The sequence below is a fragment of the Bacteroides caecicola genome (assembly GCF_023337095.1).
GTDB lineage: Bacteria > Bacteroidota > Bacteroidia > Bacteroidales > Bacteroidaceae > Phocaeicola > Phocaeicola gallinarum.
The window spans coordinates 156,315-174,647 of record NZ_JAMBLM010000004.1 but is presented as its reverse complement, the minus strand read 5'-3'; the positions used below and the strand labels follow the sequence as shown (position 1 = coordinate 174,647).

The following is an 18,333-nucleotide window of genomic DNA, read 5'->3' as shown; positions in this document are numbered from 1 at the left end:
ATGGGAGAATTTGTTAATTTCTTACAGAATAACTTGGCGGATTTCTGGACATATACCGGATTTCATAATGCAACTTACCAACATTTTATCATGATTGGTGTCGGTATATTCTTCATTTATCTTGCCGTGGCTAAAGAATTCGAGCCAATGTTATTGATACCTATCGGATTCGGTATGCTGGTAGGAAACATTCCATTCAACATGGAAGCGGGATTACAAGTAGGTATTTACGAACAAGGCTCAGTGTTAAACATCCTATATCAAGGTGTAACGTCGGGATGGTATCCGCCCCTTATCTTCCTCGGTATCGGGGCGATGACGGACTTCTCGGCATTGATTTCCAATCCCAAACTGATGCTTATTGGTGCAGCAGCCCAGTTCGGTATCTTCGGTGCATACATGATTGCGCTTGAGTTGGGTTTCGACCCCATGCAGGCAGCCGCTATCGGTATCATCGGTGGTGCAGACGGCCCGACGGCTATCTTCCTTTCATCCAAACTGGCTCCTAACCTGATGGGTGCGATTGCGGTATCTGCCTATTCATACATGGCACTCGTACCGGTTATCCAGCCACCTATCATGCGCTTGCTGACCACGAAGAAAGAACGTGTTATCCACATGAAAGCTCCGCGTGCCGTATCGCATACCGAAAAGGTAATGTTCCCCATCATCGGTTTGCTGCTTACGTGCTTCCTCGTTCCTTCCGGTTTGCCGCTGTTAGGTATGTTGTTCTTCGGAAACTTGCTGAAAGAAAGCGGAGTAACCCGCCGTTTGGCAGAAACAGCACGCGGTCCGCTAATCGACACCATCACCATCTTGTTGGGATTGACAGTAGGTGCATCCACACAAGCATCCGAATTCCTTACCGTTAATTCTATCTTAATATTTGTATTGGGAGCATTGTCTTTCGTCATTGCTACGGCATCGGGTGTATTGTTCGTCAAAATCTTTAACCTGATACTGAGCAAAGACAATAAGATTAACCCGCTGATTGGTAACGCCGGTGTATCTGCCGTACCCGATTCAGCCCGTATTTCTCAAATCATCGGATTGGAATACGACCCTACCAACTATCTGCTGATGCACGCCATGGGTCCGAACGTAGCCGGAGTGATCGGTTCGGCTGTAGCTGCCGGTATCTTGTTGGGCTTCCTTGTATGATGAAGTAAAAATACTAAAATCATAAAACAGCCGGGGCTTGAGTGGTAAAATCATTCAAGCCCCGTTTTTGTATCCATCAATTCCGCCAAACTCAGCCTTGCATCCTCCCCAAAAACACTACCGTTAGTATTACTAATCGCATACGGATAAGTTACTCCATTCTATTCGGAAGACCACTTCACCCATGCGGTAGGAATTTTTCCGGAATAAAACCGGATAAAATTAAACAAATCCGGTCAGAATAACTTTTCATTTTACCCCGTTTTCTTGATTTATATCATGAAAAACCTGCAAATCCATACATTTTTTATGCTTCATACTCGGAAAAGAATACAAACATTATAACTTTGCCCATGCAAAACAACTAACTTAACAAGAATATGACAGCAAAAAAAACTGTAAAGTATTACATCCCTCAGAAAGGAGTATACTTATACGCCTACACTCAGAATGGAAAAACAGAAATGATTGTATTAAACAGCACTGACAGCGAACAAGTATTATCTGCCGAACATTACAACGTGCTGACTAAAGACTCTAAATCAGGAAAAGAAATTGCAAGCGGAAAGAAAATCGACTTCTCTCAAAATTTAGTGCTATCGGCACGTAAATCATTAAGTATAGAATTTTAAGAACTCTAAGACATTTATGTCGATATTATAAAAGCGCAATGTTTTGAAGTATAACACTTCGAATATTGCGCTTTTGCATTAATATCCAATAAGCCATACGCCTATCATCATCTTCTTACTCCGAAAAATCCAACGTAAGCTGACGTTCGTCTATTACTTTTTTCGGCTTCGGCAACAGCAGTTTTCTAACAGTGGTGCTGCCGAGTTCATGAATCGTTTTTTCGGGCAATTCGTTACACGTTATAAAATATTGGGCTTTCTTGATTACGGCACCCATTTTCTTTAACTCATAAAAGCCGATGCGAGAGAAACGACGAGATGCGACAATAAGCTTTGCCGAACGAGTGCCTATGCCCGGAACACGCAACAGAACTTCGTAATCGGCCGTGTTGATATTCACAGGAAAAAACTCAGGATGGCGAAGCGCCCACGAAAGTTTGGGGTCAATTTCCAAATCTAAGTCGGGAACGTCGTCGTTCACCAGTTCATCTACTTTGAACTGATAGTAACGCAACAGCCAGTCGGCTTGATAGAGACGGTTCTCACGCACTAAAGGAGGCTGTTTCAAGGCAGGAAGCCGCTTGTCGTAAGTGTTCACTGAAATGTAACCGGAGTAATAGACACGCTTCATTGTAGGGTGCTGATAAAGCGATGACGAAACGTTTAATATGTCTTTGTCTGTTTCGGAGGTTGCACCCACTATCATCTGTGTGCTTTGACCTGCAGGGGCAAAGCGGGGAGCATAACGATACTTTTTCCGTTCTTCGGAACTCTCCAGAATGCCCTGTTGGATGTAACGCATGGGCTGATACACACTCCGATGGTCTTTTTCCGGAGCAAGGCGTTTTAAGTTTTCTTCCGTAGGAATCTCCAGATTCACACTAAGGCGGTCGGCATAACGCCCGGCTTCGCGCACCAGTTCTTCGCTTGCTCCGGGAATACTTTTCAGATGAATATATCCGTTGAAACGGTGTACCTCGCGCAGGTCTTTCGCCACACGCACGAGGCGTTCCATCGTATAATCGGGGTTACGCACCACTCCCGAACTAAGAAACAGTCCTTCGATATAATTTCTACGATAAAACTCAATGGTCAGTTCCACCAACTCCGATACCGAAAGCGTGGCACGCGGAATGTCGTTGCTGATGCGGTTGATGCAGTACGCACAATCGTAAATGCAGTAATTCGTCAGCATGATTTTAAGCAGAGAGATACACCTCCCGTCCTCCGAAAAGCTGTGGCAAATCCCCCACCCGCTCACCGTGTTACCCAGTCCGCCTTTGATGTTCCGGCGAGACGTGCCGCTCGATGCGCAAGAGACATCGTACTTTGCCGATTCTGCCAGCACCTTTAATTTATGGATTACCTGCTCGTTCATGCGAAAACTTTTATCACAAACAAAGTTAGTTACTCTGACTGAACCATGCAACGACTTTATGAAATTTATCGTACCTTTGCACGTCAAATAAAAACAAACCGATTCTGCTATATGTGGTTACTACTTGCTTTCTGCTCGGCAGCGTTGCTGGGCTTTTATGATGTTTTCAAAAAAAAATCGCTGGCAAATAATGCCGTATTACCCGTTTTGGGACTGAATACGCTGTTTTCAAGCCTGATATTTCTACCGTTTATTCTTATTTCTTACCTCAAACCGGAATGGCTGGCGCAGACACTTTTTTTCGTTCCGCGCGCAGGATGGGAAGTGCATAAGTTTATCATACTCAAGTCGCTAATCGTGTTGTCATCGTGGACGTTTGGATATTTCGGCATGAAGCACCTGCCCCTTACCATCGTAGGTCCGATTAACGCCACCCGTCCGGTGATGACGCTGGTAGGCGCACTGCTTATTTTCGGAGAGCGACTGAACGTGTATCAGTGGATAGGCGTACTGCTTGCCATCGTTTCGTTTTTCATGCTGAGCCGATCGGGGAAAAAAGAGGGCATCGACTTTCAGCATAACAAATGGATATGGTTTGTGGTACTTGCTGCCGTATTGGGAGCTGTGAGCGGACTGTACGACAAATACCTCATGAAGCAATTCAATAACATGGTGGTACAGTCGTGGTACAACATTTACCAACTGTTTCTGATGGGCGGCGTGCTGATGTTCCTCTGGCTGCCGCGCCGTAAAACCACCACACCTTTCCGTTGGGACTGGTGTATTATCCTGATTTCCGTATTCCTATCAGCTGCCGACTTTGTTTACTTTTACGCACTGAGCATGGACGGCTCGATGATTTCCATCGTGTCAATGGTACGCAGAGGAAGCGTAATCGTTTCTTTCCTGTTTGGCGCAATGGTATTCCGCGAAAAGAATCTCAAGAGCAAAGCCATCGACCTCGTGCTGGTACTTATCGGGATGGTTTTCCTTTATTTGGGCAACGTGTTGGGCTGACGTGTTTCGCACACTCGGCACACGTCCCTTTCACGATGTAATTTACTTTCCGCGCGATGAATCCTTCGGGGATATCAACGTGAGGAATGAGGTCTTGATCCAAGCAATAGGTTTTTCCGCAACACTCGCAGTAGAAATGGCAGTGTTCTTCTTCGTTGGTGCAATGTCCGTGGTTATGACAGAGGCAGTATTTCAACGAACCGCTTCCGTCGTCTACACTATGAATAAGCCGGTGTTCGTGAAAAAGTGTCAAAGTACGGAAAATAACAGACTTGTCAATGCTCTGCAACTGTGCCTCCAGACTGCCCAAACTGAATGTATCCTTCGTTCCGGCTATGGCTTCATAGATTAAAAGGCGGGTAGATGTAGGGCGTATTCCCGTCTCTTCCAATATAGAACTATAGTCTTGCGCTTTTTTCATGTTTCTTTGTCAATTATGCCTTTATTCCAACTAAAAGTTACGGGCATAAAAATAAAAAAACATGCTTACATTTTAAACAAAATATAAGCATGTTTTCTAAGAGCCTGTTTAAATTTTCCAATAAGTTATTTTTATCAGCTTCCCTTTGAGTTTGTTTCCGGTCTGTTTTCCCGTTTTTACTCGTCAGATAGCCCGCTATCCTCCTCGCAAAAACAAAAAAACATCCTCGAAAACAATTCTCAAACTAAAGCCGAGCAAAATTTAAACAAGCTCTTAGAGCCTGTCTAAATTTTCCAATAAGTTGTTTTTATCAGCTTCCCTTTGAGTTTATTTCCGGCTCAATGTTATTACTGTTGTTCCTTCACCGTCGACCAGAAGCATTGTTCCGTTTTCATCCAAACTGAAACTGCGAACTTTATCCAAAGCCCCCAATACTTGACGCTCAATATCCATATCCGGACAAGACATCATCGTAGAAATCATTTGAGTGAAACGTAAAGAAGAGGCTTTATCTGCTTCTTGCTCAAATCCACCATTAATGACATTGCAACCCGCATTTCCGTGAACCCGCTTTTCGGCTACATTAAAAGCGAGAAAAGGAGCTTTCTCCATTCCGCCCAATTCAAAATTATATACCGAAACGATATTCCATTCACCTTCCAAGTCTTTCACCGAAACTTCCGGCTGCAAACGTTTTTCCAGCTTCATAATCTGCTTACCTTCAGAATCATTCAATGACAATCCGCTTTTTGTTTCCTCGTATCCTGCTACTTTATCAAGTGCTTCTACCACTTTGCGTTCGGTTTCCATATCAGGACACATCATACGTGTTGTTGCCACGGAAGCGAAATGGATTTTTCCGGGTTGGATGGAATCAAAATCCAGACTGCCCATCATGCGGTTACATCCCGCATTTCCGTAAATTCGTTTTTCTTTCATGTCCATTCCCAGATAGGGAAGGTTTTCTGCCGTTATTTTTTCACCATTAACTTCTACGATGTTCCACTCTCCTGCCAAATCGACAGACGAAATAGCTTTGCTACCTGTTCCGCAACTGTTCATCATCAGCAAAACGCCGCCTGCAACCACACTTAACATTTTCTTATTTACCATAAATTTCCAATTTAATATTCTCTGGTACAAAAATACAGAGATATTCCGAATACTGCATCCTATTTTAATTTTTTACTTAAACATGGAACTATTTTAACCTATTTGAGAGAGCAGACGGCGTAATAAACCACTACCGAATGGTTACAGGAAAACTGTTAGAAAAAAATCCCCGCCATCCATCGCGCAAATACAGGCAACGGATAACGGGGATCTAACTAAAGCAACTATTCTTGTTTATTCTGTATAGCGTTCAATCGTTTGTTCACGGTCGGGACCTACAGAAACAATCTTAATGGGCGCACCAAGTTGTTCCTCCAAGAATGAGATATAAGCATTAAACTCTTCGGGGAATTCATCTTCGCTGGTCATGTGAGTCATGTCTGTCTTCCATCCGGGCATTTCCACATAAACAGGTTCCACACCTTCGGAAATATCATAGGGGAAATAATCGATTTCCTCTCCGTTTACCTTGTATGCCACACATGCTTTTATCGTATCGAAGCCATCAAGCACATCGCTCTTCATCAGGATAAGCTGGGTTACGCCGTTTACCATGATGGAATAACGCAAGGCAACCAAGTCTACCCATCCGCAGCGACGTTCACGTCCGGTAACAGCTCCGTATTCATGTCCTAAATCACGAATGGTTTTGCCGGTTTCATCAAATAATTCAGTAGGGAACGGACCTGCTCCTACACGTGTGCAATAAGCCTTCATGATGCCATACACCTCTCCTATTTTATTCGGAGCAATACCCAAACCGGTACATGCACCTGCACAAACGGTATTAGAGGAAGTAACAAACGGATAAGAACCGAAATCAACATCGAGCATTGTTCCTTGAGCACCCTCACACAATACGCTTTTTCCTTCTTTCAGCAGATTGTTTACTTCATGTTCGCTATCTACCAAATGGAACTGACGCAGGTATTCAATACCTTCCAGCCATGTCTTTTCCAAATCGGTAACATCGTATTCGTAGTTCAGGCTCTTCAAAATCTTTTCATGACGGGCCTTTGCAGCAGCATATTTTGCTTCAAAATCATGAAGGATATCGCCTACACGCAAACCGTTACGACTAACCTTATCCGTGTAAGTAGGACCAATACCCTTACCCGTAGTACCTACTTTGGCATCGCCTTTAGCAGCCTCATAAGCTGCATCCAAAATACGGTGAGTAGGCAAGATAAGATGAGCTTTCTTTGATATATGCAAACGTTCTTTCAACGGATGTCCGCTGGCTTCCAATGCTTCGGCCTCAGCTTTAAACAAAGCGGGGTCAAGCACAACACCGTTTCCTATTATATTTATTTTATCACCCTGAAATATTCCTGAAGGAATAGAACGGAGTACATACTTCTGACCTTCGAACTCAAGAGTATGGCCTGCATTCGGTCCGCCCTGAAAACGAGCTACTACATCATAACGGGGAGTCAATACATCGACAACTTTACCCTTGCCTTCATCGCCCCACTGCAAACCTAATAAAACATCTACTTTCATGATAATTTTTCTATTTTAGTTTGTTTTTTCTACGTTTTCCTCCCATACATTTGCTGCATAACCCATAAATGTATAACGAATAGTGAGAAGCATGAAAATTTTTCAATTTCGTTTGTGCTATGGCTTGCTTCAAATTTTCATCTTCAAACTCCGTCACTTTCCCACAGCCTGTACAAATCAGATGATGATGGGTTTCATTCTTATACGAACGTTCATACTGAGATGTATTTCCAAACTGGTGTTTAATAATCAGTCCGGCATCAATCAGCAATATGATAGTATTATAAAGAGTGGCACGGCTTACACGGAATTTTTCTTTTTCCGCCATGTAACTATACAGCATGTCTATATCGAAATGTCCCTTTATCGAATAAATCGTATCCAATATAGCATAACGTTCGGGCGTTTTTCGATGTCCGTTTTTTTGCAGATACTCCGTTAGTATCTGTTTCACCGTTTCTTTTACATTCTCTTCCATGCCATTATCGTTCAACGTCCAAAGATAACCTTTTTTGTGTAATTTAGAAAGATTGCAAACAATATTCTATCTCATTTTTTATTTCATCGGCTAAGGCACATACATCCGGCTTATCCGATTTACACAAAAGTCCTAACGGGCGGCTTATCTTTTTCCAATTATTTTTCGAACGTGTTCCATACTTACGCAAGGCGGTTGCCGCAGCTTTTCGCACTTGTAATGAGTCACTTTCCAACCCGGTAAAGGCTTGGTCGAAAAACTCGGCTTCTGCCCGGTCGTCCAACTGCAAGCCTTGCATAATCAAACGTGCCGTCAATAAGAAACCGCATACCTGAAAATACTCACGCTCGTCTGCCATCCACGGGAAAATCACTTCGGAAGCATACGGCAGGTGTTGGAAAAGATTCATTACCGTATATTCTGCCAATTCCGGATAATGAATGTCTTCAATCCATATTTCAGCGATGTCCTGATAAAAGGAGTCAACCGGCTGGAGCAGTCCCGCCATGATTTTACATTCGCGAATATTTTCTTTCCAAAGAGCCTGTGCCAAATCATGATTCGGTTCGTATTCCGCCGCAATTTCCTTGATACGGGGATATTCGATTCCGAAATTCAATTTATAGTCCATCCCTTTGTCTCGCATACTTTGCGAAATCATGCCGTTCATATAAAGCCGGAGCTTTGATTTTATTTCTTTAAGAGTTTCATGCATAAGTAAATCCGATTTACATAATAAAGATACTTGCTTCGGCGGCTACAGATTTGAGTAGTCCCGACTATACCGCAACATCTGCTCGGCATAGCCCTCTGCATAACTAATCTTTACGTCTATGATATTTCCCTCGCCGTCGGTTTCCGGCGTATATACCGGATTGACAAAGCCCTTATAAGGAGCAAGATGTAAAGCGCGATAGCGTTCCAACACTTCGGTATGGAGTTTCGCGTCTACTTTTACGGCATAGGTTTCAACCAAGCGGCGAGCTGCCTCATAATCTCCTTCGCTCTTAATCCGTTGGATTTCTGCCAACAGTTGTCCGAACAGTCCGCGGAGTTTTACATAATCATTGATACGTACGTAAGTTTTCCCGTCGCGTTTCACCCACTCCACTACCCGGTCGGCAAGTCCGTGCTCCAAGCTCCAGCGTGCTATCAACTGCCGATTACGCATGTGGGCTTCCTCCACCGTACATCCCGGCTCGATACGTACCAGTTGAGTCATCAGACCATTCATCATATACGCATAATATTCCGCTTTATAGGCTTCCGAGTCAGGGGTCAGTCCGAGTTCCACCATTTTTTCATCAGGCAGGTAATAAAGTCCGAACAAATCGGCACGAGCTTCTTCGATTGTTGCCCCGTATGCCTTCAGCGCATCGGGGTCGACACCGGGTAATAATTTTCCGGAGCCGTGTCCCAAACATTCATGAAGGTCGGTATGCAAATTATCGGTCAGGTCGGCATACTTATTCAATAATGTTCTTTCCACATCACTGTACACGAATTCTTCGCGGAAGCCATTGCCTCGTGCCGCCTGATTATAGGCAGCAGTCAGATTACCAATGGTTACCGACTTTGAGCCGTGTACGCTTCGAATCCAGTTTGAGTTCGGCAGATTAATGCCGATAGCGGTACTCGGATACAAATCGCCCGCCAGTATGGCAGCAGTTATCACCTTTGCCGAAACACCTTTCACCGTTTCTTTTTTAAAGCGAGAATCTACTGGCGAATGGTCTTCAAACCACTGGGCGTTGTTACTGATGGTTTCAGTACGCCGGGTAGCCTCCATGTCTTTGAAGTTCACGATTGACTCCCAACTGGCTTTCATGCCCAACGGGTCGCCATAACTTTCGATAAAGCCATTCACGAAGTCTACCATCGAGTCTGTATCCTTCAGCCACGCGATGGAATAAGCATCAAAAATTTTCAGGTCTCCGGTGTGATAGAAATCGATCAACAGGCGGATGACTTGCCGCTGTGCATCGTTTTCCGCTACATCTTCCGCCTTTTCCAGCCATCCTACTATCTTACGCAGAGCGGCATCATACATGCCCCCTATTTTCCAGACTTGCTCTTTCACCGTTCCGTTTTCTTTCACCAGCCGGCTGTTCATGCCGTACATTACGGGTTGCTCATCGTCAGGAGCTTTCAGGGCCGCATAAAAGTCTTCCGCCTCTTTTTGGGTTACTCCCTCATAATAGTTTGCAGCCGAGGTTAAAACCAAATCTTCTCCGTCGGCTTGATTTACCCGCTTTGGCATCACGGAAGGATTGAAAATAACGGGGAAAAGTTTATCACACATCGTTTGCACCGTTTCTCCTTCGCCCAGCGGCAGGTACGCCGCGGGCAAAGAGAGAATCACATCCGACAGGTAGTCGGCTGTAAATCCGGGTACAAACTTATCGCACGCATAATGATGGTGAATGCCGTTCGAAAACCATACTCGCTTCAGGTAAACCTCCAGTTCATGGAAAGCCGATGCTGTACGGTCTCCCTGATAATGCAAGTAAACGGCTTCAAACAAGCGACGAATTTGCAGGTTATATTTACCGTTTTGATCGAACAGAATATCTCTACCTTCCAAAGCCGCTTGCGACAAATAATATATCAACTGTTTACGCTGCAACGACAATGTTTCGAAACCGGGAACCCGGTAACGCAACAGTTGCAAATCGGCAAACTGCTCTACAATATAGTCGAACGACGAATCTTCTGTCAACTGTTCCATCAGTGTAAAACTTACTTTTTGGGTGTATGATTAATTCGATACTCGCGAGGTGTTCCCCCCACATGTTTAAAGAAAGCCGCATAAAACGACTGGCGATTGGCAAAACCTACCATCGCACTGATTTCCTCTATGGTTTTATCGGCGTATCGTTTATCTACCAACAAATGTTTGGCGTCGCGTATGCGATATTCATTTACCAGACACGTGTAGTTCATGCCAAAACGCGAATTGATAACTCCGGACAGGTAGCGGGTGTTGGTCTTCAGGTCTTTTGCCAAATCCCGCGCACAGTAATTGGGGTCTTTGTACTTCTTTCGCGCTACGATGATATTTAAAATATCGTCATACAACTTGTCTGCCAGTTCCGCACGTATCATCTCGCGATAGGCAGCCTTTACAATTTTCCGTTCTCGCAAGTTATAAGGCAATTTCTTCTCAGATGCCTGTACTTGCGTTTGCTTGTCTTCAGTCTCTCTCATCTCTTGTTCATTAAAAATTAAGTTTTACAAATTTGGGCAGAAGTTTTTTAATTCACAATAGAAACGGGTATATTTTTTCATTTCAATTACAATCTTCTTACTATTTTTTTACGCCTGACAACTTTCTTTTCTTCCCGGCAAATTGTCTATCTTTGCACACCACTTATATTTTTATATCGATTCATGATGCTAAAAACATTAAAAACTTACTTTGGATATACACAATTCCGCCCTTTGCAGCAAGAAATCATCTCTTGCATCCTCAATAAAAAAGATACGCTCGTACTGATGCCCACGGGAGGAGGAAAATCCATCTGTTACCAACTTCCCGCCCTGATGATGGAAGGAACTGCCATTGTGGTTTCACCGCTTATCTCGCTGATGAAAGACCAAGTGGAGTCTCTTCAGGCAAACGGAATAGCGGCAAGAGCACTGAACAGCAGCAACAATGAAACGGAAAATGCGAATTTGAGGCTTGAGTGTGCGCAGGGGAAAATAAAACTGCTGTATATATCGCCCGAACGTCTGCTGTCGGAGGTAGGTTTTCTTTTACGGGACATCAAAATTTCACTCTTTGCCATCGACGAGGCACATTGCATCTCACAGTGGGGGCATGATTTCCGTCCGGAATACACGCAGCTGAAGGTGCTCCGCCAACAGTTTCCACAAGTCCCCATCGTAGCACTTACGGCTACTGCCGATAAAATTACTCGTCAGGATATTCTTCGGCAGCTCGCCATGCGCGACCCGCAGATTTTTATTTCTTCGTTCGACCGCCCCAACCTAAGCCTCGAAGTGAAACGCGGATACCAGCAAAAAGAGAAGATACGCGCCATCGTAAAGTTCATCGAACGTCATCCCGGCGAAAGCGGCATCATCTACTGCATGAGCCGGAACGGAACGGAGAAGGTGGCGGAGCTGCTTGAAGAGAAAGGATTCAAAGTGGCAGTTTATCACGCGGGGTTAGACAACTTGGAGCGCGAAAAAGCACAAGACGACTTCATCAATGACCGCGTACAGATAGTTTGTGCCACCATCGCTTTCGGAATGGGAATAGACAAATCGAACGTACGGTGGGTTATCCATTACAACTTGCCCAAAAGCATTGAAAGTTTTTATCAAGAGATAGGAAGAGCCGGACGCGACGGATTGCCCAGCGACACGTTGTTGTTTTACTCGTTCGGCGACATCGTTCTGCTTTCTAAATTTGCTGCCGAAAGCAAACAGCAGGATATTAATTTGGAAAAGCTGAACCGTATGCAGCAGTATGCCGAATCGGATATTTGCCGACGACGTATCTTGTTGAACTATTTCGGCGAGACGGCAGACCACGACTGCGGGAATTGCGACGTTTGCCGCAACCCTCCCGAACGTTTCGACGGCACTATCATCGTACAGAAAGCCTTGAGTGCCATCGCCCGCACCGACCAGCAGGTGGGAACGCGCACGCTGACGGATATTCTGAAAGGAGCCGTTACGCAGGAAATCATTGACAAGGGATACGACAAACTGAAGACTTACGGAGCAGGACGTGACATCCCGGCCCGCGACTGGCAGGATTACCTTTTGCAGATGTTGAACTTGGGATATTTTGAGGTGGCTTACAACGAAAACAACCATCTGAAAATTACGGAAGCCGGCAGGAAAGTCTTGTTCGGACACGCCACGGCACAATTGGTTGTAATCAAGCGAGAGGAACGTACCGTCAAGCCATCGCGCAAGAGTACGCGGAAAGATGTTTCGTTGCAACCGGTCATCCCCACCCTTATTCCTGCAATCTTCGAAGATGAAGACGAGCAACTGTTTGAGACGCTGCGCCAACTGCGCAAACAGCTTGCCGACCAACAGGCTATTCCTCCCTACATCGTACTATCCGACAAGACATTACACTTACTCGCTTCACGTCAGCCCCGCACGCTCGATGCTTTCGGCGAGATAAGCGGAATAGGTGAATACAAAAAGAAGAAATACGGTAAAGATTTTATTGAAGCAATAGAAGCGTATAAAGCGGAAAACAAGCGGTAATCCGTCTTAAAACAGTTCTTAAAATTTCTATGGGTAAAGTGTTCGATTCTTACCCATAGAAAGTGATTACCTTCCGAATAGAAAGTGGTCGTCTTCCGAATAGAATTTCCCTTCGCTATGGGATAAAAAAAACGGCAGCCCGCCACACTGAAAAATCGCTGTCACAGCTCGGAATAAAAAGTCTCCCAAGCCTCGTTAAACGCTGGCATAGAAGGGAATAACAAATCTGCCCCTTCGTCTAACAAAGTCTTATCGGGCAGAGGCCCCGTATTGACTGCCACGGTAAAAATACCTGCCGCCACTCCGGCACGCACGCCCAGCGGAGCATTCTCTACAACAATCGCTTCATTAGGTTGAATCCCTGCTTTCCGAAGCGCCATCAGGTAAGGTTCGGGATTGGGTTTGCCATATTTCACATCGAACGCCGTTACCATCAGTTCGGGCTTGAATATATCAGGGAAATGATGGTTCAACTTATCCAACAGCGATTTCTGTCCCGACCCGGTCACTACCATCGGAATAAGTCCCTCTTGTTTGATTTTAAGCAACACTTCGTAAGCCCCCGGCATCCGTTCAGGCTTCGCCAGCCGAGAAAAAATATCGCTTTTGGTTTGATAGATTTCCTTAATCTCAGCCTCGGTAGCTTCATGTCCGCGCTCACGCAGACTGACGATATTGATGGTCGAAGCTCCGGTACGCCCTTCGTGCAGATAAGCCTCTTCAGGACTTAGCGTCATACCGTAAAGTTGCATAGCCTCATGCCAAGCAGCAGCATGATTCTTCATCGAATCAAACAGAACACCGTCCATATCGAAAAGAACGGCTTTTAATGAAATAGAAGAATACTTATGAGTTTGAAGATATTGGGTAATAGCTTGTTCGTACACTGTTTGTAGTTTAAAATGGAAAATGATATATTTAAAACAAAAAGAAAATGGAGAATTAAAGGCTTAATTCTCCATTTCCAACGCTTTCGGCTTATTTCAACCGTGCCTGAATAGCTTCTGATTCTTTTTCATAACCCGGCTTGTTCAAAAGAGCAAACATGTTTTTCTTATATGCCTCTACGCCCGGCTGGTTAAACGGATTGACACCCAGCAGGTAACCGCTGATACCGCAAGCCTTTTCGAAGAAATAAATCAACTGTCCCAAATAATATTCGTTAAGTACAGGGACACTTACACGCAGGTTAGGAACTCCACCGTCAACGTGTGCCAGCTGCGTACCCAGTTCTGCCATCTTGTTTACTTCGTCTACACGCTTGCCTGCAAGGAAGTTCAAACCGTCGAGGTTTTCTTCATCTGTCGGTACACGGAGTTCGTGGTTCGGAGTTTCGACAGACACCACGGTTTCGAAAATCGTACGTTCACCTTGCTGAATCCATTGTCCCATAGAGTGAAGGTCGGTAGAAAAATCTACTGAGCTGGGATAAATACCTTTGTTATCCTTTCCTTCCGACTCACCGTAAAGTTGTTTCCACCACTCCATAAAGTAATGAAGTTTAGGCTGGAAGTTTACAAGGATTTCAATTTTCTTGCCTTCCTTGTAAAGTTCGTTACGGGTAGCTGCATAAAGAGCAGCAGGATTTTCCATCATATTTTCGTTCGCACATACTTTTTCCATTTCGCAGGCTCCGGCTACCAACTGTTCGATGTCGATACCGGCAACGGCTATCGGAAGCAAACCTACCGGAGTAAGTACAGAGAAACGACCTCCTACGTTATCAGGAATGATGAATGACTTATACCCCTCTTTGTCAGCCGTTACACGGGCTGCCCCTTTCTTAGCATCGGTTACAGCTACAATAACCTTACGCGCCATTTCTTTGCCGCGCTGGTCTTCGCATTGCTTTTTCAGCAGGCGGAAGGCAAGAGCAGTTTCGGTAGTTGTACCCGACTTTGAAATATTGATAACACCAAATTTTTTATTTTTCAAGAATTCAGTAAGTTCAGCCAAATAATCCTCGCCAATGTTATGTCCGGCAAAAACGATAATCGGTTGTCCGGCTTTCTTTTCTTCCAGCCACAGGAAACTGTTCGACATGGCTTCGATAACGGCGCGTGCACCTAAATAGCTACCCCCGATACCGGCTACCACCACTACTTCGCAATTCTGGCGGAGTGTTTCAGCAGTCGCTTTCAGGTCGGCCAAATGTTCTTTAGTTATCGAAGAAGGCAAATGTAACCAGCCCAGAAAATCATTTCCCAGTCCCGTGCCTTTCTCTAAAGTTTCCATACATTCTTTCACTTTCGGCTCATAAGCAGCCAAACTTTCTTTCGTGATAAACCCTAAAGTTTTTTCGACGTTAAGTGTAATGTTTCCCATAACTATCTGTATTTTATCTGAATGAATCAGTTAATAATTTAATCTCGATCATCGGAGCAATGCGTTCGTAAAGGATATTATAAACCGCATCCACTATCGGCATATTGACATGCAAATGCTTGTTCAACTCTTTAATGCACTTTGTTCCGTAATATCCTTCGGCTATCATCTCCATTTCAATCTGAGCGCTCTTTACGGAATATCCCTTACCTATCATCGTTCCGAATACACGGTTTCGGCTGAAATTGGAATAAGCCGTTACAAGCAAATCGCCCAAATAGGCTGAGTCATTCGTACAACGATTCACCGGATGAACCGTATCAAGGAAACGGTTCATTTCCTGTAAGGCGTTAGACACCAATACCGCTTGGAAATTATCGCCATACTTCAGCCCACTGCAAATACCGGCTGCTATCGCATATACATTCTTTAATACGGAAGCATATTCGATGCCTGCCACATCGGTATTGACCGATGTTTTAACGTAGTGTCCTGAAAGCTGACGTGCAAAGAGCCGCGCTTTCTCTATGTCCTTACACCCCACGGTGAGATAAGAAAGCCGCTCCAATGCGATTTCTTCGGCATGGCATGGTCCAGCCAAAACTGCAATATTTTCTTCGGGAACGTCGTATACCTTATGGAAATAATCGGAAATTATCATATTTTCATCGGGGACGATTCCCTTAATGGCGGTAACGATGAACTTATCCTTTAACTTGGTTTTTAGCTTCTTCAGGTGGCTTTTCAGATATGGCGAGGGAGTGACGAATATCAGCGTGTCTGATTCGCGCACTACCTTGTTTATGTCTGAAGAAAAGCTGATACGCTTCACGTCGAAACGTACGCTCGTCAGATAAGCCGGATTATGCCCCAGCCGCTTGAAGTCTTCTATCCTATCGTCACGGCGCATATACCAGTTTATCGTGTCTGCTTGGGCTAATATAATCTTAGCGATAGCAGTAGCCCAGCTTCCTCCACCCATGATTGCTATTTTACCGGGTAATTTCATATCAATTTAATTGAAAATCAAAAATGGGGAATTGTGAATTGAATCGTTATCAAATCCCCATTTCCAATTTATTTCGTCCAGTTAGCAACTTCTTCAACAGACGGATTAGTCAGTCCTAATTTATATTTCTTATTTATACCACAAATATCTTGGTGCAACTTCTGAGGATTAACCTCTTTCATGTCTGCCACCATGTTATATCCTGCTTTCTGGATTACGGGAACCCATTCTTCGGGGATACCCAATTCCATAAACTTGGCAGGAGCATCCTTCGGGACTACTTTTTCAGGACGCATTTGCGGGAAGAATAATACTTCCTGAATGGTGCTCTGACCGGTCATCAGCATTGTAAGACGGTCCATACCGATACCCATACCCGAAGTAGGAGGCATACCGTATTCCAATGCACGGACAAAGTCTTTGTCAATAACCATTGCTTCATCGTCTCCTTTCTCGCTCAGACGCATCTGTTCTTCAAAGCGTTCCAACTGGTCTATCGGGTCGTTCAGTTCCGAATAAGCGTTACACAACTCTTTTCCGTTCACCATCAGCTCGAAGCGTTCGGTCAGTTCGGGGTTTGTGCGATGACGTTTCGTAAGCGGAGACATCTCCTTCGGATAGTCGGTGATAAACGTAGGCTGGATGTAGTGACCTTCACAGAACTCGCCGAAGATTTCGTCAATCAGCTTGCCCTTGCCCATCGTGTCGTCTATCTCCATATTCAGTTTCCGGCACACTTCGCGAATCTGGTCTTCATCCATGCCCGTAAGGTCATAGCCCGTAAATTCTTTGATGGAATCAAGCATCGTTACGCGCTTATACGGAGCCTTGAAGTTTATCAGGTTTTCGCCTACCTGCACTTCGGTAGTACCGTTTACGTCCAGACAGATTTTTTCAATCATCTGTTCGGTAAACTTCATCATCCAGTTATAATCCTTGTAAGCTACATAGATTTCCATGCAGGTAAACTCCGGATTGTGCGTACGGTCCATACCTTCGTTACGGAAGTTTTTACCGATTTCGTAAACGCCCTCGAAACCGCCTACTATCAGACGTTTCAAGTAAAGTTCGCTGGCGATACGCATATAAAGCGGAATATCCAGTGCGTTATGGTGAGTGATGAACGGACGTGCCGCCGCTCCTCCGGGGATAGCCTGAAGAATAGGAGTTTCTACTTCTACATATCCTTTTGCGTCGAAATACTCGCGCATGGACTTATATACTTTTGAGCGTTTCAGGAAGATGTCTTTCACGCCGTCGTTTACCACGAGGTCGACGTAACGCTGACGATAACGCAGTTCGGGGTCTTCAAACTTGTCGTATGCCACGCCGTCTTTGTACTTCACGATAGGAAGCGGACGGATGGATTTCGAGAGGACTGTCAATTTCTGTGCATGGATAGAAATTTCCCCCATCTGCGTACGGAACACAAATCCTTCGATGCCTATAAAGTCGCCCAAATCGAGCAACCGTTTAAACACTACATTATATAAATCTTTATTTTCGCCCGGACAGATATCATCGCGGGTAATATAGACTTGGATACGACCTTTAGAGTCTTGAAGTTCGATGAAAGAAGCCTTTCCCATTACGCGGCGCGACATGATTCGTCCTGCCACTGATACCTTACGCGGTTCTGCCTCGTCATCTTTAAATTCGGCTTTTATATCTGTCGAAAAAGCGTTTGTTACATACTCGGCTGCGGGATAAGGTTCAATGCCCATCGCTCTCAACTCGTTCAGACTGTTTCGTCTGATAATCTCCTGTTCACTTAACTCTAATACGTTCATCTGTTAATGCATTAACTCAAATTCGCTACAAAAATAAAAAACATTTTGCAAAACTCGCCTATAATCAAGCGAGTTTTTATACATACCGACACAAAACGGGGGAAAAGCCTCTGATGTTTCTCCCCTCTTGCCGCCCCTCAGACACCTGTTTGCAGAAGGCTCATACCACCGCCTTACAGCGGTAAAAAAACGCTACCCGAAGCGTAAGCAAGTTCTATGGGTAGAACAGGTCAACGCTACCGCATAAGATTAGTAACATTTCCCATAGCGTTTC

Annotated in this window: 16 protein-coding genes; 4 read left to right on the top strand and 12 right to left on the bottom strand. The window is 44.6% G+C overall.

Going from position 1 to position 18,333, the window contains the following annotated elements:
• Both M3085_RS05460 and M3085_RS05455 read left to right on the top strand, forming a co-directional pair.
• Nucleotides 1-1,161, top strand: coding sequence for a sodium ion-translocating decarboxylase subunit beta (locus M3085_RS05460; protein ID WP_191709753.1), 1,161 nt, complete (start codon nucleotides 1-3; stop codon nucleotides 1,159-1,161).
• Between the two features lie 380 nt (nucleotides 1,162-1,541).
• Nucleotides 1,542-1,793 carry a cyclomaltodextrinase C-terminal domain-containing protein gene (locus M3085_RS05455; RefSeq protein ID WP_191709754.1) on the top strand — a complete coding sequence of 84 codons (252 nt, stop codon included), beginning with the start codon at nucleotides 1,542-1,544 and terminating at the stop codon, nucleotides 1,791-1,793.
• A 115-nt stretch (nucleotides 1,794-1,908) separates the two neighbouring features.
• On the opposite strand, the gene M3085_RS05450 is transcribed toward M3085_RS05455, so the two are convergent.
• Entirely contained in the window at nucleotides 1,909-3,171 is a 1,263-nt protein-coding gene (locus M3085_RS05450) for a putative DNA modification/repair radical SAM protein (protein ID WP_204499178.1), read from the bottom strand.
• Between the two features lie 111 nt (nucleotides 3,172-3,282).
• Between M3085_RS05450 and M3085_RS05445 the strand changes: the two genes are divergently transcribed.
• Nucleotides 3,283-4,188: a DMT family transporter gene (locus tag M3085_RS05445; protein WP_204499176.1), complete on the top strand. Its 906-nt coding sequence runs from the start codon at nucleotides 3,283-3,285 to the stop codon at nucleotides 4,186-4,188.
• Here M3085_RS05445 and M3085_RS05440 read toward each other — a convergent pair.
• The 7 genes from M3085_RS05440 to M3085_RS05410 all read right to left on the bottom strand — a co-directional run bounded on the left by M3085_RS05440 (nucleotide 4,145) and on the right by M3085_RS05410 (nucleotide 10,910).
• Entirely contained in the window at nucleotides 4,145-4,609 is a 465-nt protein-coding gene (locus tag M3085_RS05440; RefSeq protein WP_191709757.1) for a Fur family transcriptional regulator, read from the bottom strand. The two genes, M3085_RS05445 and M3085_RS05440, sit on opposite strands and share 44 nt — an antisense overlap.
• A gap of 327 nt (nucleotides 4,610-4,936) precedes the next feature.
• Complete coding sequence (locus tag M3085_RS05435; protein ID WP_225230877.1) at nucleotides 4,937-5,722, bottom strand: META domain-containing protein; 786 nt, start codon at nucleotides 5,720-5,722, stop codon at nucleotides 4,937-4,939.
• Between the two features lie 234 nt (nucleotides 5,723-5,956).
• Nucleotides 5,957-7,225 carry an adenylosuccinate synthase gene (locus M3085_RS05430; RefSeq protein ID WP_191709758.1) on the bottom strand — a complete coding sequence of 423 codons (1,269 nt, stop codon included), beginning with the start codon at nucleotides 7,223-7,225 and terminating at the stop codon, nucleotides 5,957-5,959.
• 10 nt (nucleotides 7,226-7,235) lie between these two features.
• A complete protein-coding gene (locus tag M3085_RS05425; RefSeq protein WP_178257393.1) occupies nucleotides 7,236-7,703 on the bottom strand; it encodes a Fur family transcriptional regulator in 468 nt (155 codons plus the stop codon).
• A 43-nt stretch (nucleotides 7,704-7,746) separates the two neighbouring features.
• Nucleotides 7,747-8,418 (bottom strand): DNA alkylation repair protein, encoded by a 672-nt coding sequence (locus tag M3085_RS05420; RefSeq protein ID WP_178257394.1) that lies wholly within the window; start codon nucleotides 8,416-8,418, stop codon nucleotides 7,747-7,749.
• A gap of 42 nt (nucleotides 8,419-8,460) precedes the next feature.
• Nucleotides 8,461-10,431, bottom strand: a complete 1,971-nt coding sequence (locus tag M3085_RS05415; RefSeq protein WP_249052478.1) for a dipeptidyl peptidase 3 — start codon at nucleotides 10,429-10,431, stop codon at nucleotides 8,461-8,463.
• An 11-nt stretch (nucleotides 10,432-10,442) separates the two neighbouring features.
• Complete coding sequence (locus M3085_RS05410; RefSeq protein WP_178257396.1) at nucleotides 10,443-10,910, bottom strand: helix-turn-helix domain-containing protein; 468 nt, start codon at nucleotides 10,908-10,910, stop codon at nucleotides 10,443-10,445.
• A 186-nt stretch (nucleotides 10,911-11,096) separates the two neighbouring features.
• On the opposite strand from M3085_RS05410, the gene recQ reads away from it, so the two are divergent.
• On the top strand, nucleotides 11,097-12,935 hold the full coding sequence (gene recQ / locus M3085_RS05405; RefSeq protein ID WP_204499303.1) for a DNA helicase RecQ: 1,839 nt from the start codon (nucleotides 11,097-11,099) through the stop codon (nucleotides 12,933-12,935).
• 161 nt (nucleotides 12,936-13,096) lie between these two features.
• Here the strand turns inward: recQ and M3085_RS05400 are convergent, their stop codons facing one another.
• From M3085_RS05400 to lysS, 4 genes are all read right to left on the bottom strand, one after another.
• On the bottom strand, nucleotides 13,097-13,822 hold the full coding sequence (locus M3085_RS05400) for an HAD-IA family hydrolase (RefSeq protein WP_249052477.1): 726 nt from the start codon (nucleotides 13,820-13,822) through the stop codon (nucleotides 13,097-13,099).
• Nucleotides 13,823-13,913: 91 nt separating this feature from the next.
• Nucleotides 13,914-15,260, bottom strand: coding sequence for a glucose-6-phosphate isomerase (locus M3085_RS05395; protein WP_178257398.1), 1,347 nt, complete (start codon nucleotides 15,258-15,260; stop codon nucleotides 13,914-13,916).
• 13 nt (nucleotides 15,261-15,273) lie between these two features.
• Complete coding sequence (locus M3085_RS05390; RefSeq protein ID WP_178257399.1) at nucleotides 15,274-16,269, bottom strand: NAD(P)H-dependent glycerol-3-phosphate dehydrogenase; 996 nt, start codon at nucleotides 16,267-16,269, stop codon at nucleotides 15,274-15,276.
• Between the two features lie 68 nt (nucleotides 16,270-16,337).
• A complete protein-coding gene (gene lysS, locus M3085_RS05385) occupies nucleotides 16,338-18,059 on the bottom strand; it encodes a lysine--tRNA ligase (protein WP_178257400.1) in 1,722 nt (573 codons plus the stop codon).
• Between the last annotated feature and the right edge of the window lie 274 nt (nucleotides 18,060-18,333).

Excerpts from the sequence above, each read along its gene's own strand:
- M3085_RS05460 (WP_191709753.1), top strand. The coding sequence starts at position 1 with ATGGGAGAATTTGTTAATTTCTTACAGAATAACTTGGCGGATTTCTGG.
- M3085_RS05455 (WP_191709754.1), top strand. The coding sequence starts at position 1,542 with ATGACAGCAAAAAAAACTGTAAAGTATTACATCCCTCAGAAAGGAGTA.
- M3085_RS05450 (WP_204499178.1), bottom strand. The coding sequence starts at position 3,171 with ATGAACGAGCAGGTAATCCATAAATTAAAGGTGCTGGCAGAATCGGCA.
- M3085_RS05445 (WP_204499176.1), top strand. The coding sequence starts at position 3,283 with ATGTGGTTACTACTTGCTTTCTGCTCGGCAGCGTTGCTGGGCTTTTAT.
- M3085_RS05440 (WP_191709757.1), bottom strand. The coding sequence starts at position 4,609 with ATGAAAAAAGCGCAAGACTATAGTTCTATATTGGAAGAGACGGGAATA.
- M3085_RS05435 (WP_225230877.1), bottom strand. The coding sequence starts at position 5,722 with ATGGTAAATAAGAAAATGTTAAGTGTGGTTGCAGGCGGCGTTTTGCTG.
- M3085_RS05430 (WP_191709758.1), bottom strand. The coding sequence starts at position 7,225 with ATGAAAGTAGATGTTTTATTAGGTTTGCAGTGGGGCGATGAAGGCAAG.
- M3085_RS05425 (WP_178257393.1), bottom strand. The coding sequence starts at position 7,703 with ATGGAAGAGAATGTAAAAGAAACGGTGAAACAGATACTAACGGAGTAT.
- M3085_RS05420 (WP_178257394.1), bottom strand. The coding sequence starts at position 8,418 with ATGCATGAAACTCTTAAAGAAATAAAATCAAAGCTCCGGCTTTATATG.
- M3085_RS05415 (WP_249052478.1), bottom strand. The coding sequence starts at position 10,431 with ATGGAACAGTTGACAGAAGATTCGTCGTTCGACTATATTGTAGAGCAG.
- M3085_RS05410 (WP_178257396.1), bottom strand. The coding sequence starts at position 10,910 with ATGAGAGAGACTGAAGACAAGCAAACGCAAGTACAGGCATCTGAGAAG.
- recQ (WP_204499303.1), top strand. The coding sequence starts at position 11,097 with ATGCTAAAAACATTAAAAACTTACTTTGGATATACACAATTCCGCCCT.
- M3085_RS05395 (WP_178257398.1), bottom strand. The coding sequence starts at position 15,260 with ATGGGAAACATTACACTTAACGTCGAAAAAACTTTAGGGTTTATCACG.
- M3085_RS05390 (WP_178257399.1), bottom strand. The coding sequence starts at position 16,269 with ATGAAATTACCCGGTAAAATAGCAATCATGGGTGGAGGAAGCTGGGCT.
- lysS (WP_178257400.1), bottom strand. The coding sequence starts at position 18,059 with ATGAACGTATTAGAGTTAAGTGAACAGGAGATTATCAGACGAAACAGT.